The sequence below is a fragment of the Corynebacterium sp. LaCa_23 genome, assembly GCF_058182375.1.
The window spans coordinates 1,008,173-1,022,283 of record NZ_CP190825.1; the positions used below are offsets into that span (position 1 = coordinate 1,008,173).

12 protein-coding genes and 1 tRNA gene are annotated in these 14,111 nt (G+C 59.5%); 8 read left to right on the forward strand and 5 right to left on the reverse strand.

Annotated elements, in window-relative coordinates; genetic code table 11:
* Positions 1–150: 150 nt before the first annotated feature.
* The 7 genes from ACP8IT_RS04975 (at position 151) to ACP8IT_RS05005 (ending at position 8,813) form a co-directional block, all read left to right on the forward strand.
* A complete protein-coding gene (locus ACP8IT_RS04975; RefSeq protein WP_284628373.1) occupies positions 151–3,180 on the forward strand; it encodes a DEAD/DEAH box helicase in 3,030 nt (1,009 codons plus the stop codon).
* Between the two features lie 4 nt (positions 3,181–3,184).
* Positions 3,185–4,006, forward strand: coding sequence for an SWIM zinc finger family protein (locus tag ACP8IT_RS04980; protein WP_023030969.1), 822 nt, complete (start codon positions 3,185–3,187; stop codon positions 4,004–4,006).
* A 2-nt stretch (positions 4,007–4,008) separates the two neighbouring features.
* A complete protein-coding gene (locus tag ACP8IT_RS04985) occupies positions 4,009–5,124 on the forward strand; it encodes a metallophosphoesterase family protein (protein WP_284628374.1) in 1,116 nt (371 codons plus the stop codon).
* A 5-nt stretch (positions 5,125–5,129) separates the two neighbouring features.
* Complete coding sequence (locus tag ACP8IT_RS04990) at positions 5,130–7,718, forward strand: AAA family ATPase (RefSeq protein ID WP_490290518.1); 2,589 nt, start codon at positions 5,130–5,132, stop codon at positions 7,716–7,718.
* Positions 7,719–7,723: 5 nt separating this feature from the next.
* A complete protein-coding gene (locus ACP8IT_RS04995; RefSeq protein WP_490290519.1) occupies positions 7,724–8,230 on the forward strand; it encodes a MarR family winged helix-turn-helix transcriptional regulator in 507 nt (168 codons plus the stop codon).
* Positions 8,217–8,537 carry a molecular chaperone GrpE gene (locus ACP8IT_RS05000; RefSeq protein ID WP_284809366.1) on the forward strand — a complete coding sequence of 107 codons (321 nt, stop codon included), beginning with the start codon at positions 8,217–8,219 and terminating at the stop codon, positions 8,535–8,537. Before ACP8IT_RS04995 ends, ACP8IT_RS05000 begins: the two co-directional genes overlap by 14 nt.
* A 72-nt stretch (positions 8,538–8,609) precedes the next feature.
* The gene (locus tag ACP8IT_RS05005) at positions 8,610–8,813 is read left to right on the forward strand and encodes a hypothetical protein (protein WP_005282344.1); all 204 of its coding nucleotides are present in this window, start codon (positions 8,610–8,612) and stop codon (positions 8,811–8,813) included.
* 56 nt (positions 8,814–8,869) lie between these two features.
* Here the strand turns inward: ACP8IT_RS05005 and ACP8IT_RS05010 are convergent, their stop codons facing one another.
* Together ACP8IT_RS05010 and ACP8IT_RS05015 are read right to left on the reverse strand one after the other, a co-directional pair.
* Positions 8,870–10,039, reverse strand: a complete 1,170-nt coding sequence (locus ACP8IT_RS05010; RefSeq protein WP_490290520.1) for an ABC transporter permease — start codon at positions 10,037–10,039, stop codon at positions 8,870–8,872.
* Between the two features lie 3 nt (positions 10,040–10,042).
* Entirely contained in the window at positions 10,043–10,942 is a 900-nt protein-coding gene (locus ACP8IT_RS05015) for an ABC transporter ATP-binding protein (protein WP_490290521.1), read from the reverse strand.
* Positions 10,943–11,139: 197 nt separating this feature from the next.
* Here ACP8IT_RS05015 and ACP8IT_RS05020 point away from each other — a divergent pair, with 197 nt between their 5' ends.
* Complete coding sequence (locus tag ACP8IT_RS05020) at positions 11,140–11,589, forward strand: Panacea domain-containing protein (protein WP_490290522.1); 450 nt, start codon at positions 11,140–11,142, stop codon at positions 11,587–11,589.
* A 464-nt stretch (positions 11,590–12,053) separates the two neighbouring features.
* Here ACP8IT_RS05020 and ACP8IT_RS05025 read toward each other — a convergent pair whose 3' ends face one another.
* From ACP8IT_RS05025 to ACP8IT_RS05035, 3 genes are all read right to left on the reverse strand, one after another.
* On the reverse strand, positions 12,054–12,263 hold the full coding sequence (locus tag ACP8IT_RS05025; protein ID WP_284624281.1) for a hypothetical protein: 210 nt from the start codon (positions 12,261–12,263) through the stop codon (positions 12,054–12,056).
* A gap of 148 nt (positions 12,264–12,411) precedes the next feature.
* Positions 12,412–12,485: transfer RNA gene (locus ACP8IT_RS05030), tRNA-Arg, on the reverse strand.
* A gap of 53 nt (positions 12,486–12,538) precedes the next feature.
* The gene (locus tag ACP8IT_RS05035; protein WP_490290523.1) at positions 12,539–14,095 is read right to left on the reverse strand and encodes an alpha/beta fold hydrolase; all 1,557 of its coding nucleotides are present in this window, start codon (positions 14,093–14,095) and stop codon (positions 12,539–12,541) included.
* Between the last annotated feature and the right edge of the window lie 16 nt (positions 14,096–14,111).

Sequence of the window (14,111 nt, forward strand, 5' to 3'; positions counted from 1 at the left end):
ATTTGTCGGACATTCTTACGTTAACGGTGACTTCAGGTTCACCCAAGCTAAAATTCAGCTGTGGCATAGATCTCTGGTGATGTTTTTCACCGTTTAACTGCGTAAAGACGTGAATATAACGAGCTTGTAACAAAACTATACGGGGCTGCTATGCTGGCCGTTATGGCTTCTTACCTTGTGCATGGCCTTTGGCTGCCAGTCTCGGGGCTTGGTCTATGGATTGAGCAGGTAGAAGGACACAAGATTGTTATGCCTTCGGCCGTGCCGGAGGGGACGTTTCCGCAGGCAGTCGATGCTATCTTGGCTAAGAAATCCTTCCGGAACCGGGCGCGAGTATCACTGCGGACCCCAAAGGGTAAGGACGTCTCGCTCATGGTGCCCATGGCCATGTTTGCCCCGGAAGAAGCGGTAGAAGCCCTAGCCCAGCTGGAATACCTGGATCATCACCCGCCGGCATCGATTGCCCCGGATCTGCACTGGCTCATCCACGCATATAGCGGCCTGAGCAAGTTTGTCCGCGCGGGCAGGGTGACGTTCCGGCTGGCGTACCAGGCTAACGAGTGGTTCCCCATGTGGCAGTTGGCCTCAGGCTTGGGCGAGCGCGGTTGGCTCGCAGAAATGATGGCCGCGGCACCCGGGATTCTCCATATAAATAATAGGGCCCTTTCAGATGACCTAGCGGATGAACTAACGCATTGGATTGCCAACCGGGAATTGCAGCCGCTGCTCAATGAACCCCGGCCCATGCCGTGGCACGACTTCGCCCGTGCACTTTTGACGACGTCTCCCATTCGCCGCGGCCGCGCGCAACTACTGCGCGGGCTCAATGAATGGAAAAATTCCATTTACCAGGTGGAACTTCAGCTCGTCTACATCGTGGAGGAACCGGAAGAACAGGATCCAGAAGACGCAGCGTGGCCGATTCGGGTGCGGGTGCGCTCTGGAACGGATTCGCCGCGGCCGGTGTTGGCGGATGAGTTGGATAGGGCGAGCATCGAGAAGCTGCGCGAAAACCACCGCAAGGCCGTGCGTGCGGCGCCGAGCCTAGGCCAGAGTACGCAAATGCCCCAGCCTGGCGACGGCGATTGGGATGTTTACCTGGATACGGAGCAGCTCACGCAGTTTATTGCGCACGAGGTACCCGAGCTGAAGAAGCGGGGCATTACCGTCATGCTGCCCAAATCGTGGGCGCAGATGGATACGAAGGCCAAGCTGGAAACTCGTGAGGCGCGGGATCCGGCAGAGGCCGCCACGAAGAAGCACATCGGCATGAATCAGCTCGTGGACTATAACTGGCGCATGTCCGTGGGCGATGTGGAGCTTACCGAGTCCGAGATGGACGAGCTGGTCAATTCCAAGTCCGGGCTCATCCAGCTGCGTGGCAAGTGGGTGATGGCCGATACCCAGGTCGTATCTAAGGTTTCCTCTTATATGGAGGAGCTGGCGGATAAGTCCCGCGAACGCGCCAAGAAGGAGCTCGAGCAGCTGGCGGCCTCGGCGGAGATGGCCAAGAAGCTAGGTGAGCCGGGCTGGCAGCAGCTCATGGCGGAGGTTGAGCGTCGCCGCGCGGAGTTCAATGAGAAGAGCGAGCACCAGGTCACGGTGGCGGAGCTGCGGGAGCTGGCGCTCGAGTCGATGGCTCAGGAGCCCATCGAATTTACCGGCAGCACGTGGCATACCGCGTTGCTCGGCGGCATGGATACGGTCGCACCTAAGCGCGTGGACATCCCGGAGACCGTCCACGCGGAGCTGCGCGAGTATCAGCGCACGGGCGTGGACTGGCTGTATTGGATGTCGCGCAATTATATTGGCGCCGTGCTTGCCGATGACATGGGGCTCGGCAAAACACTCCAACTACTGTCCCTATTGGCGGTAGAGAAGGAGCGCGGTGAACAGACCGGGCCCACCTTGGTAGTCGCACCCACCTCCGTGGTGGGCAACTGGGCCCGGGAGGCCCGCCGCTTCGTGCCGGATTTTAAGGTCATGGTGCAACACGGCGCGGGGCGTCCGGGCGGGGAGAGGTTCCTCGAGGCCGCCGCGAAAGCCGATCTGGTCATTACGACGTACGGCACCGTCAGCCGGGATTTCAACCTCTTGGGTGAGGTGTCCTGGCAGCGCGTGGTCCTCGATGAGGCGCAGGCCATTAAGAACTCGGCCACGCGTTCCTCCAAGGCGGTGCGATCGCTGCCGTCTGAACACCGCGTGGCGCTAACCGGTACTCCGGTGGAAAACCGGCTATCGGAGATGCGCTCCATCTTGGACTTTTGCAACCCAGGAATTTTGGGTACGGCGTCCTTCTTCCGCAATCACTTTGCCAAGGCCATCGAGCGCAATAATGATGAGGAGATGTCCGAGCGCCTGCGCGCGCTGACCGCACCTCTTATCCTGCGCCGCGTCAAGACCGATCCCAATATCATCGATGATCTGCCGGAAAAGTCCGAGCAGATTCTTACGGTCTCCATGACCACCGAGCAGGCCGCTTTGTACAAGGCGCTGGTCAATGAGGTGAAGAAGAGCTTGGAGGATGCTACGGGCATCAGCAAGCGCGGCATCGTCTTGGCCTCCCTGACCCGCATTAAGCAGATCTGCAATCACCCGGCGCATTACCTCGGGGATGATTCACCGGTGGTTATCAAGGGCAAGCACCGCTCGGGCAAGGTGAAGGAGCTGATGCGGATTGTCGATGCCGCCACCGAATCCGGCGAGCGCCTGCTGATCTTTACGCAGTACAAGGCCTTCGGGGCTATCCTGCAGCCCTACCTGAGCGGGCAGCTGGGCCATGAGATTCCCTTCCTGCACGGCGGGGTGACGAAGAATAAGCGCGACCAAATGGTGGAGGACTTCCAATCCGAGGATGGCCCACAGGCGATGATCCTTTCGCTCAAGGCGGGCGGCACAGGCCTCAACCTCACCGCGGCATCGATCGTGGTGCACATGGACCGTTGGTGGAACCCCGCGGTGGAAAACCAAGCCACGGACCGTGCCTTCCGCATCGGTCAGCGCCGCAACGTGCAGGTGTATAAGATGATTACCGCTGGCACGTTGGAAGAATCCATTCAAGACATTTTGGATGGAAAGACGCAGCTGGCTGGGGCCGTCGTCGGTGAAGGCGAAGGCTGGCTTACGGAACTGGAGCCGGACCAGCTGGCGGAGCTCATGAGTTACCGGGGAAAGGAGTAAGCGGATGGCCGTTAAGGGCGATGACAATGTCATCTACGCAAACTTTGGTACCCGCAAGCGCGTGAGCACCCCGGATGAGGTCAACCATGTTGACCGCAGCGGGCGGCTGCTGTCCAAGACCGCCGCCCGGATTTCTTCTTTTACCAGCCATGACGCGGACCGGGGGCGGATTACCCGCGGGCGCCAGTACGCAGAAGGCGGTCACGTCGTGGGATTGGAGATCCGTAACGGTGCCATCCATGGGCGCGTGGCCGGTTCCCAGAATGAGCCGTTTTCCGTACTCATCCAGCTGCCGTACCGCGATAATGACGATATCGCGGCACTCGCCGGGCAATTCGCGCGCACGCCCAATTCCGTAGCGAATGCGCGCAAGGGCCTGCTGTCTGAGGACGCGCTGGATACCCTTTTTGCCAGCGAGGCCGAAGAACTGCGGCTTTCCTGCACCTGCCCGGATTCCGCCTATGCCTGCAAGCACATCGTGGCGGTGGGAGATAGGCTCGCCACCCGCGCGGATGCGGATCCCGCCGTGATTTTCAATATGCGCGGGTTAGACTTTGCGCGCCTTGAAAAGGCCGTCATGGAGCAATCGCAGCAGGTCTCCCGCGAAAGCTTTGGGGCCAGTGATTTATCCGCGGAAGAAAAGAACGACGTGTTCTGGAACGGCCGCGAGATGCCTAAGCTGCCACAGCCCAAGGTGGCCCCAGCATTGGAGGATTCCGATCCTGACCTCTTGCGCAAGGCCCTTCGAGCCGTATCGCATACCAATATCGATCTCTTGCGCGCCGTGTCCGATATTGAAGACCTCTACTACCACTTAACGCACTGATTATGACTGCAACGACCTTTATCCACACGTCCGACTTCCAGCTGGGCATGACCCGCTGGTTCTTGAAGGGGGAGGCGCAAGGTCGTTTCAACGATGACCGCGAGTCCGCCATCATGCACCTAGGCCAGCTCGCGGAGGAGGTTGGCGCGGAGTTCATCGTCGTCGCCGGCGATGTATTTGAGCACAATGCGCTCTCCCGGGAGATCTTGGCCCGCGCCACCGAGATGTTTAAGCGCCTGCCGGTACCGGTGTATGTGCTGCCCGGAAACCACGATCCGTTGGTCGCGGACTCGGTATTTTATCGCACCAGCGCCGACAACGTGCACGTCATCGCGGATTCTGAGCCCATCGAGGTGGGCAAGGGCGTGGAAGTGGTCGGGGCGCCATACCTGTCCAAGCGCGCCAACCACGATTTGGTGCGCCAGGCCTTAGAGCCGCTCGATTCCACGGAAGGAATTCGGATTGCCGTGGGCCATGGCCAGGTGGATTCGCGTACTAGCGGGGGAGATGCCGATACCATCGACCTGGAATTCGTAGAGCAGTGTTTGGAGCGCGGGGTGATCAATTACTTGGCACTGGGCGATACCCACTCGACGGCCAGCCTGGGAAAGACCGGCCGCGTCTGGTTCTCCGGCAGCCCGGAGACCACGGACTTTAAGGAATGCTCCACCGGTGGCGGCGAGGCTGATTCCGGGAATGCGCTGGTGGTAAGGATTGAGGGGGAGGATATAGACATCGATAAGCGCAGCATCGGGCGCTGGACGTTCGAGGCCCTCGATGCCTCCGTCAATTCCACCGAGGACGTCGAGCGCTTCCTGCGCAGCCTGGAGGAGTACCCGGATAAGGTGCGCACGGCGGTTAAATACAGCCTGCAGGGGACCCTCGGCATTGCGGCGCACGCCCGGCTCCAGCGTGGGCTGGATGAGCTGGAGGCGGTCTTTGCCTCGTTGCGCCCGCGCGAGCGGACCATGGACCTGTTCCTGGAGCCCAGCGAAGACGAACTAGCCAATCTGGATATTTCTGGCTATGCCGCCGACGCCCTGCAGGAACTGCTGGAAAACCGAGAGGATCCGGTGGCCCGCGACGCCGCTAACCTGCTATTTCGCCTGGAGGGATAAACCACATGCGCATCCACAGCTTAGAGATTAAGAACGTTCGCGGCATCGAGCACCTGGTTTTAGATGACCTTCCAGAAACCGGGGTGGTGGTCATCCACGGCGAGAACGAGGCCGGTAAATCCACCATCGTGGAGGCCCTCGATGTGGTGTTAACGGAAAAGCACACGGCGCGCCCCAGCGGCATCCGGGATCTGCAGCCGGTGGGCAAGGATGTATCTCCGGAGGTCATTGCGGATATTTCCGTGGGGGAGTACCGCTTTCGCATTGCCAAGCGATGGTTGCAGAAGAAGTACTGTGAGCTGGCCATATCGTCCCCGCGCCACGCGCAGTATACCGGACGCCAGGCCGATGATGAGCTGGAACGGATCTTAAGCGAGAACATGGATCGCCAGCTTCTCGATGTCCTCTTTATGCGCCAGGATGACTCCAATGACGCCATCTCCGCGGTGGGCATCCCGTCGCTGACGCAGGCCCTCGAGCAGGAGTCCGGCCTGGCTGAGGACGAGGTATCTGGCGATGATTCTCAGCTTTTGGGCAAGGTGGATAAGGAATATAAGCGCTACTACACCGAAAAGACGGGCAAGGCGGCCGGCGAATACAAGAAGGCCCAGGACACTCTGGAGCGTGCCAAGCAGGAGTTGGAGGAAGCAACTGCTGCGGTGCGCGGGCTCGATTCCGTGGTGGAGCGCTACGAGCACCTGGAACGCCAGCAAGAAGAGGCCGAAGCGCAGCTTCCCGGGGCCCGCCAGGACCTTGCCGAGAAGCAAGCTGCCGCGGACGAAGCCGTGCAGGCCCAGCACCAGGTGGATGTGCACAAGGCCGAGCTCACCCGCGCCAAGGAGGATTTCCAGCGCGCGAAGGATGCGCAGTCTAAGCGCCAGGAGATGGCCGAGGCGCTCGAGGCCGCTGGCACCGCACAGTCCAGCGCTGCGGATAAGCTTGCGGCCGCCCGCGAGAAGGCTGCGGAGGAAAACGTGAAGAAAGAGGCGGTGGAAAAGAAGTTGGCCACCGCGAAGGAGGACTACGCCACCGCGCGCACAACGCTCAAGCAGGCGCGGCTGCATCAGGACAAGGAGACCTTTAAGCGCCTGGATAAGCGCCTGCTCAAGGTAGAGGAACTGGCACGTGGCGTGGAGAAGGCTCAGGCGGAGATCGCCCAGCGCGGGCGCGAGATGACCGCCGCGTACGTCGAGGAACTCCGCAAGGCGGATGCCGATCTGTCACTGGCCAAGCGCCTACATGATGCCACCGCCGCGAAGGTGGAGTTTTCCGGGCCCGAAGGCGCGGAGATTGGGGTGGATGGGAATCGGGTGGACATCGGCAGGCAGCCCGCAATTGAGCTTGTCGATGGCCGCGAGATCACCATCGGCGATATCACCGCCCGCTTCGTGGCCGGTGCGTATTCTTCCGATAAGACCCAGCGCGAGGTGGATCAGGCCGAGGCGCGCCTGCAGGAGCTTTTCGATGCCACCGGCGTGGAGTCCATCGCCGCCGCCGAGACCCTGCACAAGGCACACAGCGAGCAGAATGCCGGGTTGGATGCCGCCACGCGCAAGCTCGAGGGCGAGCTGGGGCCGGATGATTTGGGCGAATTGCGCGCCCAGCACGCGGCGCTCAAGGAGAAGGTCGCCAGCCTCGATGATGCCCCGGCCATGGATGTATCCGCTGCGGAGGAGGCGGAGGAAGAAGCGCGCGAGCTCGTCGATGCCCTCGACCGCGAGCTCATTCCCTTCCGCGATAGCCGCATCGCCCACGACGTGGTGCGCCTGGAAGCCGAGCTCGCTGCCGCTACCGAGAAGGCCGAACGTGCCGAGCGCGAGTTGGCCGAGGCGCGGGAGAAAACCTCCGATGCCGGCCTAGAAGAAGAGGCAGAGCGGTTGGGTGCGCTGGTGGAAAGGCTGCAGGAGCAGCTTTCTGAGATGGAGGCCGTGGACCTGGCTACCGCCCAGAGCCTGGTGGAGGGCGCGCAATCGCACCTGGACTACCTGCAGAACCAGGTGCAAGATGCCAAGGTGGAGCTGGGCAAGCTGTCTAGCGAGATTAATTATCACTCCGGCGCGGCAGAGCGCGAGCAGCAGGCGCAAGCCGAAGCAGAGATGGCGCAGGCGGTGCTAGAAAGCGTGGAAAAGCGCGCACTGGCGGCACGCTACCTGCGCGAGCTGCTGCTCAAGCACCGCGATGCCGCACGCCAGCGCTATGCCGAGCCCTTCGTGGCGGCGCTCGCCCAACTGTCCCGCACCATTTACGGCGGGGATATTAGCTTTGAATTGGCAGACGATCTCTCCGTTACCGCGCGCACCCGCGATAATGAAACAGTGGCAATGACCAGCCTGTCTGGCGGCGCGCGCGAGCAGCTGGCCATCCTTACCCGCTTTGCCATCGCGCGCTTGGTGGCGGGGGAGGAAACCGTGCCGGTCATCGTCGATGACGCGCTGGGCTCCACCGACGCCCACCGACTGCAACTGATGTCCACTTTGTTCTCACAGGTGGGCCGCGAGAACCAGGTTTTGGTCTTTACCTGCATGCCGCAGCGCTATTCCCGAGTGCCTGGGCGCAGCGAGCGCGACATCGCCACGCTGAAGGAGGTAATCTAGTCCTTATGTCTGAACAAACCCGCTGGTTAAACGATGATGAACAGGAGCTATGGCGCCTATTACTGGCCGCGACCCGCAAGATAGATAGGGGCATGGACGAGACCCTTAAGGCTGGCGGGGAAATCTCCGTCTCCGAATTCGCGGTCTTGGTATCCCTCTCGGAAGCCCCGGATCAGCACCTGCGCCTGCGCGATCTGTGCACGGAGCTCGCTTGGGATCGCTCGCGCGCCTCCCACCAGGTCACCCGCATGGAAAAGCGCGGGCTCTTGGTCAAGGAAAAGACCACCGATGATGGCCGCGGGGTCAACGTGTACATCACGGAGGCCGGGCTCCACCACCTCGAGCGCGCGGCCCCCGAGCACGTGGAATCCGTCCGCCGCTTGGTCTTTGATCATCTCCATGAGGATGACGTTCCCGCGCTCAAGCGCTTTTTCCATGGGGTATTGCAGGTCAATAATATCCCCGGCTATTCGGGATTCGTCCCGGATTCTTTATTGAATGGAGGAAAATAACACCGCCATGATGGGACAAGAACTCTTCGAGCACCCTAAAAAGCAGCATAAAACGTATGGCTTGACGGCCTTGGGCGAGCTGGGCCAGCGCATTGGTGATCCAGAGGCCTTCGCCGAGGATCGCGCCGATGCCGATCAGATTGCCGCGATGGAAGAAGCCTTGGAAGCCTACCCCGATTTCGCGGTGACCTTTGATGAGGATGCCGATGCCTGGATCGTGGGCGCGGAAGAGGACATCGAGAAAATGTTCACGGACCGCGAGGCATTCCTTGAGGCTTTATTGAATGATGAAGATCCGGGGATCTAATGCCACCGCGGAGACCATAAACTGTTAAGATACTTTTAGTTAATCTTCGGTGAAGCGAGAGGTTTTATCATTATGAACGAGCGCGAGGCTCAAGAACAACGCGAGGCGGCGGCCCGCCAGCAATCCGAGGGCTGGGTTTCCGTTTTTGTCCAGTGGATCCCCTGCATGCTGCTAGCCCTAGTGCTGGTTGGCGCCATGTTCTTTGGCATGTACTACATCGAGCACGGCACCTTGGATATCACCCAGCCGATCACCAACGAATTCATCGTTGAGTAATTCTGCGCAATAGAAAAATCCGGCCTCCCTTTGAAAGTGGGAGGCCGGATTTATTTTTATTTCTTGAGCACCTGGCGCCAAGTCATCTTCTTGCCATTATTCAAAATGGCACGACGGTAGATGCGCGCAACAACGATGAGAATCAGCACGGTAACTACAGCGAGGACCGCATAGCTTCCCGCCAAGCCCAGCCAGCTCATATTGCCGCTCGCGACTTGGAGGGGAGCGACCAACATGGAGACTGGCGGCACCCAGCCCATGACCTGCATCCAGGTGGCGTCCAAGTGCATCCAGCCAAACATGGGGATATACATGGTGGCAATGACGAGGAGCAGGATGGGCATCTGCGTCGATTGCAGATCCTCGGTGCGCTGCACCATGGAGCCGGCTGCGGCATAGAGGCTGCCGAAGAAGAAGAGGCCGAGGATTTCTCCGACGAACAGGGCAGCGATTAGGCCATAGTCGAGCTGGATTTCGCTTGCTGCGCCAGTAAATGCCAAGGAAGCCACGCCGCCGGCCAGGATGAGGAAGGTGCCGAACAGCCCGATGATGGTATTGCCAATGACCTTGCCGGCCAAGAAATCCACCGGGCGCACCGTGGAAAGGATGATTTCGACCACGCGCGAGGATTTCTCTTCTGTAACGCGGCCACCGATGAGCCCGGCGAAGGTCATGATGGAAAAGACCACCACGAAGGCGGCGATAAGGACGATGACAACATTGCCCATCTGTTCTTCGGAGGCCTCATCGGCCTCCAGATCAACCGCGGTCACTTCGGCTGATGGGGTGGCGGCGGCAAGCTCTTGGGCATCAATATTCAGCGTATTCAAGGCCTCTGCCTGCGCCTGCGCTGCGACCACCTGATTGACCGTGCTGGAGATGGTGGTGGAGGCAGTGCCGTTGGCCAAAAGCTCCCACCCCTCGTCGTCGGCGGGCACGAGCGCGGCGTCGACGTCGCCGGCATCGATAAGCTGCACCGCGCTATCCCGGTCATCTGCGGCCTGCGTCTCCAGTCCGGAATCAGCGAATGCGTCTGCCTCCATGCCCACCACGGCGACGGAATCTGGTTCATCGTCACCACCGGAGAGCAAGTCAATGATAATGGGGGTGGCGATGGCACCGATGATAAGCAGCAGCATCATGATGACAACGGATTTGGTCTTGAGGGCAACCGCCATTTCGCGCTTGGCGACGGTCCCTATGGTCTTCATTGCCGAATACTGCATGGGCTAGGCCTCCTCGGTGGTGGTGCTGGTGACGACGTCTTGGAAAAGCTCGGTAAGGTCTGGGACCTTGAGACCGAAGGAGTGGACGGGGCCAGCGGCCATGGCAGCGCGCAAGATGGCTTGGTCATCGGTGCCATCATCGGGCTCGAGCACAACGCCCTTATCTGTTTCCTCTACTAGGTGGGTGCCCTCCGGGTACCACCCGCGCGCAGGGGTTTCCACCGCATAGCGCGAAGCTCCCTGGGTACGCAGCTCGTCTACCGTGCCCTCTGCCACCATGCGGCCTTGCGTGACGATGCCCACGTGATCGCACAGGCGCTGCACCAAGTCCAGTTGGTGGGAAGAAAAGATGACCGGCACACCGCGGGCGGCGCGCTCGCGCAGCATGTCTGACATGACATTGACCGCAACGGGGTCCAAGCCGGAAAAGGGCTCATCCAAAATCAACATATCGGGGTCATGGATGAGGGAGGCGGCCAGCTGCACGCGCTGCTGGTTGCCCAAGGACAAGTCATCCAGCTTGTCGTCCTGGCGCTCTCCCAGCCCTAGCTGTTCCAGCAGCTCCGAGCCGGATTTCTGGGCGGCCTGCTTGTTCATGCCGTGCAGGGTGCCCAGGAACGTCAGCTGGCTAAGCAGCGGTTCCTTGCCGTAGAGCCCGCGCTCTTCGGGCATATAGCCAATGCGGCGGCGGTTATCGTCATTAATGGGGGAGCCATCGAAATAAACTTCGCCGGAGTCTTTCGCGAGCACGCCCAGTGCGATGCGCATGGTGGTGGACTTTCCCGCACCATTGGAACCGACGAAGCCGAAGATTTCGCCCTCCTGCACGCTAAAGGTCATATCCCGCAGCGCGCGGACGCTGCCGAAAGATTTATTGAGATGGTCGATTTCTAAGGTGGGCAAGGGGTATCCTCCATGGCGCGCCTATACTGCATAACTTTCGTGGTTCTAGATACCTTAGTATTTCATAAACCTAACAGTTTGGCTATGGAATCCATTGAAAGCCAGGTTGCATGGGGCAAGCCCCCACCGAGTAGGTAGGAATAGAAAGTGCTCTCCACGTGCTGTAGCGTTTAAAACAAGCAGGAAGGAGGTGCACAATGAAGCAATACACTGCTCATCAAATCGCAGAATGGCTCGTAGCTTGGGCTGAAGAAACCGAAGAAGCCGAGCTCACACCGCTGAAAATTCAAAAGCTCCTCTACTATGCAAAGGGGCTTTACATGCGAGCCTCCGGAGGGGTTCCTCTCTTCAATGAACGGATGGAAGCATGGGCCCACGGACCTGTCGTTGTAGGCATCTACCACGAGCTTAAAAAGTACGGCAAGAGCCCCATCGACCCCGATACGTTTATTTCTGATGACTTCAACTGGGACGATTACCGGCCTGTGGAAGATACCTTGATTGAAGTATGGAATAAGTACGGGCCCTATTCCGCATGGGCTTTACGTAATAAAACCCACACGGAGTCGCCTTGGAAGAAAAACTTCGTTGAAGAAGAACGGGGGCTCGAGATTTCCGATGCAGACCTCAAAGAGTACTTCGACTAGATATGGGAAAGAAAAGTAAGAGACGTGGCACTCGGCCTGCCTCAAAGAGTCACAGTGGTGCCGATACAAGCGTCTTGAGTGCCATAAGAGCAGCATCAAACGAATACCCGCTCCTGTCCACTAGGTTTCTGCAGAGCGGATGGGGATTCGGGCAAATGACCGATAGGATGCGCCGCGAGTTCCTCGATAAATGGCACAAACGCTCACTAATTTCTTGGAGAGATCTCGTTAATCACCACAGGCACGGGCTCGGCTCGGAATTTATCCCAAAAAACGAAATCAAAGCTCAAATCCCTAGGCAGTTCCAAGAGCTAACCAAATTCCGCGTGTTCCGGCACCAAGAGAACCTTCCATTCGTTGGCTGGAAAGACGGTGGAATTTTCTACGTTCTATGGATAGAGACTAAATATGGGGATCTTTACTCACATTAAAGAGGAGCCCGCGACACCTGCCACGCGCTGGCCCTAGCCCCGTCTCACAATTTTCGCTCGGCTTTTGCGTCCGTGATTCGCGGGCTTATTTTTCCATACTTTCTTGTAGGTGGCACAGCCAAGTACAACCACCGCCATACCGGTGAGAATGGTGCTGGAGGTAGTGAACCCGTTGATGACGTTGATGGTCAGGGATATGGCCAGTAGGGCTAGGGCGATGAAGTAGAGAGTTCGTGCGCTCACGATTTTGTCCTTTCGTTTAGTATTGGAGGGGTAGCCTCGGGGTTCAGGATGGTACGAGCTTCCTGAACCGCCGGTGGCTACTTAATCCGAAAACGGGGCTATAGTGAAGCCCCCTCGCTGGCAAAGAGCGAGGGGGCTAAAAATTTTGTGTCCCCGACAGGGATCGAACCTGCGACCTTCGGTACCGGAAACCGATGCTCTAATCCGCTGAGCTACGGAGACATCGCTGGGAAAATTCCCAACGATGTGATTCTAGCGCATTGGCTGCCGCGGAACTAAATCAGGCCCGGTGCGTCAGAGGTGGTTACCTCACCGGTGCGTAGATAGTGCACGCCAATTTCATCGACGGCCTTATTGCCCAGCGCAAAGTGCCCGTGGCCGGGACCGTGGACGGTGACGACGCGCGATTGCATGGGCTGGGAGAGTGCCTCGTGATACTGGTACGGGGTCTGCGGATCGCCCGTGCCTTGGATCTGCAGGGGCTTGGTGGCAAGGTGCGAGCCATCGAGTGAGACACCGCCGGTCACGGGTCCGCGGCCGCCGCACCCGGCGCCAGATCCATACATGGAATTAACTAGGGAGAAGATATCGCCGGTGACGAAGTTGGACCACAAGTAGGTGGGGAAGAGCCACGGGTTGCCGGCGACGGTGTTCTCGTTGCAGACGATGAGGTTTTGCATATTCATCATCTGGATAGTTTGCTGTTGCACCGCGCGGGCAAGCTCCGGATCATCGACGACCTCGAGGGGCTCGCTGCCATTTAAGTACTTGGCAAACTCGTCCCAGTGCGAGGGCATGGGGACTACTTCGCGGGTCTTGCCCAAGGTTACAGAGGCCCTCTGATCTGCTTGCGGGTTAAGCGCCTTGTGGGCGAGGAATTCCGCCTGCACGCGCAGCTCACCCGTGGCGGTCATGATGTCCGCGCCCGGTTGGCCGGCGAACTCGAGCCCTGGTGGAAGGTCACCGATTTTCGCATCCGGTGGCAATACGGTGGGGCGGGCGCCGGCTTCCATGGCGACTTTCTGCGACCACTTTTCATAGACCTGGAGTGGGGTAGTACCCAAGTGGTAGGTGGCGTCATTGTCCGCGATGAATTGGAAAAGATCCTGCAGCGCATTTTCATATCCCTGTTGCTGCGAGGCGAAGATGCCGTTCCATGCCAGCTGCGGGCTCATGCCGGAATCAAGCAGCACCTTGCCGGTGTGCTGCGGATACTTGGTGGCATAAGCCGAGCCAAGGTAAGTGCCGTAGGAAACGCCGGCGATGTCAATGACGTCCTCACCCAGCGCTTGGCGCACCATTTCCCAGTCTTGGGCGGTGTTGGCGGTGGTCAAAGAGTTGGTATATCCAGGGGTATTCTGCTCGCAGGCATCGCGGGTGGCCTTGCCGATCTGCGTAGTGGCCTCGATGGGATTGAAGTTCGGGGTGGTAGCGCAATCCACCGGGGTGGAACCAGGCAGGCCGCGCGGCTGGACGCCGATCAGATCCCACTCGTTGCGGATCTCCTCGGGCCACTCGACGGCATCGTTTCCAGCCCAAGAATAAGCGTCACCGCCGGGGCCGCCTGGGTTGGTAAAGAGCGCGCCGCGGCGCGCATCTGGCTGTGCCGCGGGCACGCGAACGAAACCGACGCTAATGGTACCGGCCTCGGGGTTTTCGTAGTAGGTAGGTACCTCTACCCGGCCGCATTCGGCGCCATCTAGGTTCACCTGAGCGGGGCAATCCTCCCAGGTAATGTCCGGCTCCGCCGCCGCGGCGGTGGGGGCTGCCACGCCCAGTGCGAGGGCGCTGGCGCATACTACGGTAGAAATTTTTCTAGAAAAAGAAAGCATAAGCTAAAGCTCCGAC

What these genes read in the sequence shown, in the direction of transcription:
- ACP8IT_RS04980 (WP_023030969.1), top strand. Translation starts at nt 3,185, where the DNA reads ATGGCCGTTAAGGGCGATGACAATGTCATCTACGCAAACTTTGGTACC.
- ACP8IT_RS05000 (WP_284809366.1), top strand. Translation starts at nt 8,217, where the DNA reads ATGGAGGAAAATAACACCGCCATGATGGGACAAGAACTCTTCGAGCAC.
- ACP8IT_RS04995 (WP_490290519.1), top strand. Translation starts at nt 7,724, where the DNA reads ATGTCTGAACAAACCCGCTGGTTAAACGATGATGAACAGGAGCTATGG.
- ACP8IT_RS05010 (WP_490290520.1), bottom strand. Translation starts at nt 10,039, where the DNA reads ATGCAGTATTCGGCAATGAAGACCATAGGGACCGTCGCCAAGCGCGAA.
- ACP8IT_RS05005 (WP_005282344.1), top strand. Translation starts at nt 8,610, where the DNA reads ATGAACGAGCGCGAGGCTCAAGAACAACGCGAGGCGGCGGCCCGCCAG.
- ACP8IT_RS04985 (WP_284628374.1), top strand. Translation starts at nt 4,009, where the DNA reads ATGACTGCAACGACCTTTATCCACACGTCCGACTTCCAGCTGGGCATG.
- ACP8IT_RS05035 (WP_490290523.1), bottom strand. Translation starts at nt 14,095, where the DNA reads ATGCTTTCTTTTTCTAGAAAAATTTCTACCGTAGTATGCGCCAGCGCC.
- ACP8IT_RS04975 (WP_284628373.1), top strand. Translation starts at nt 151, where the DNA reads ATGCTGGCCGTTATGGCTTCTTACCTTGTGCATGGCCTTTGGCTGCCA.
- ACP8IT_RS05020 (WP_490290522.1), top strand. Translation starts at nt 11,140, where the DNA reads ATGAAGCAATACACTGCTCATCAAATCGCAGAATGGCTCGTAGCTTGG.
- ACP8IT_RS04990 (WP_490290518.1), top strand. Translation starts at nt 5,130, where the DNA reads ATGCGCATCCACAGCTTAGAGATTAAGAACGTTCGCGGCATCGAGCAC.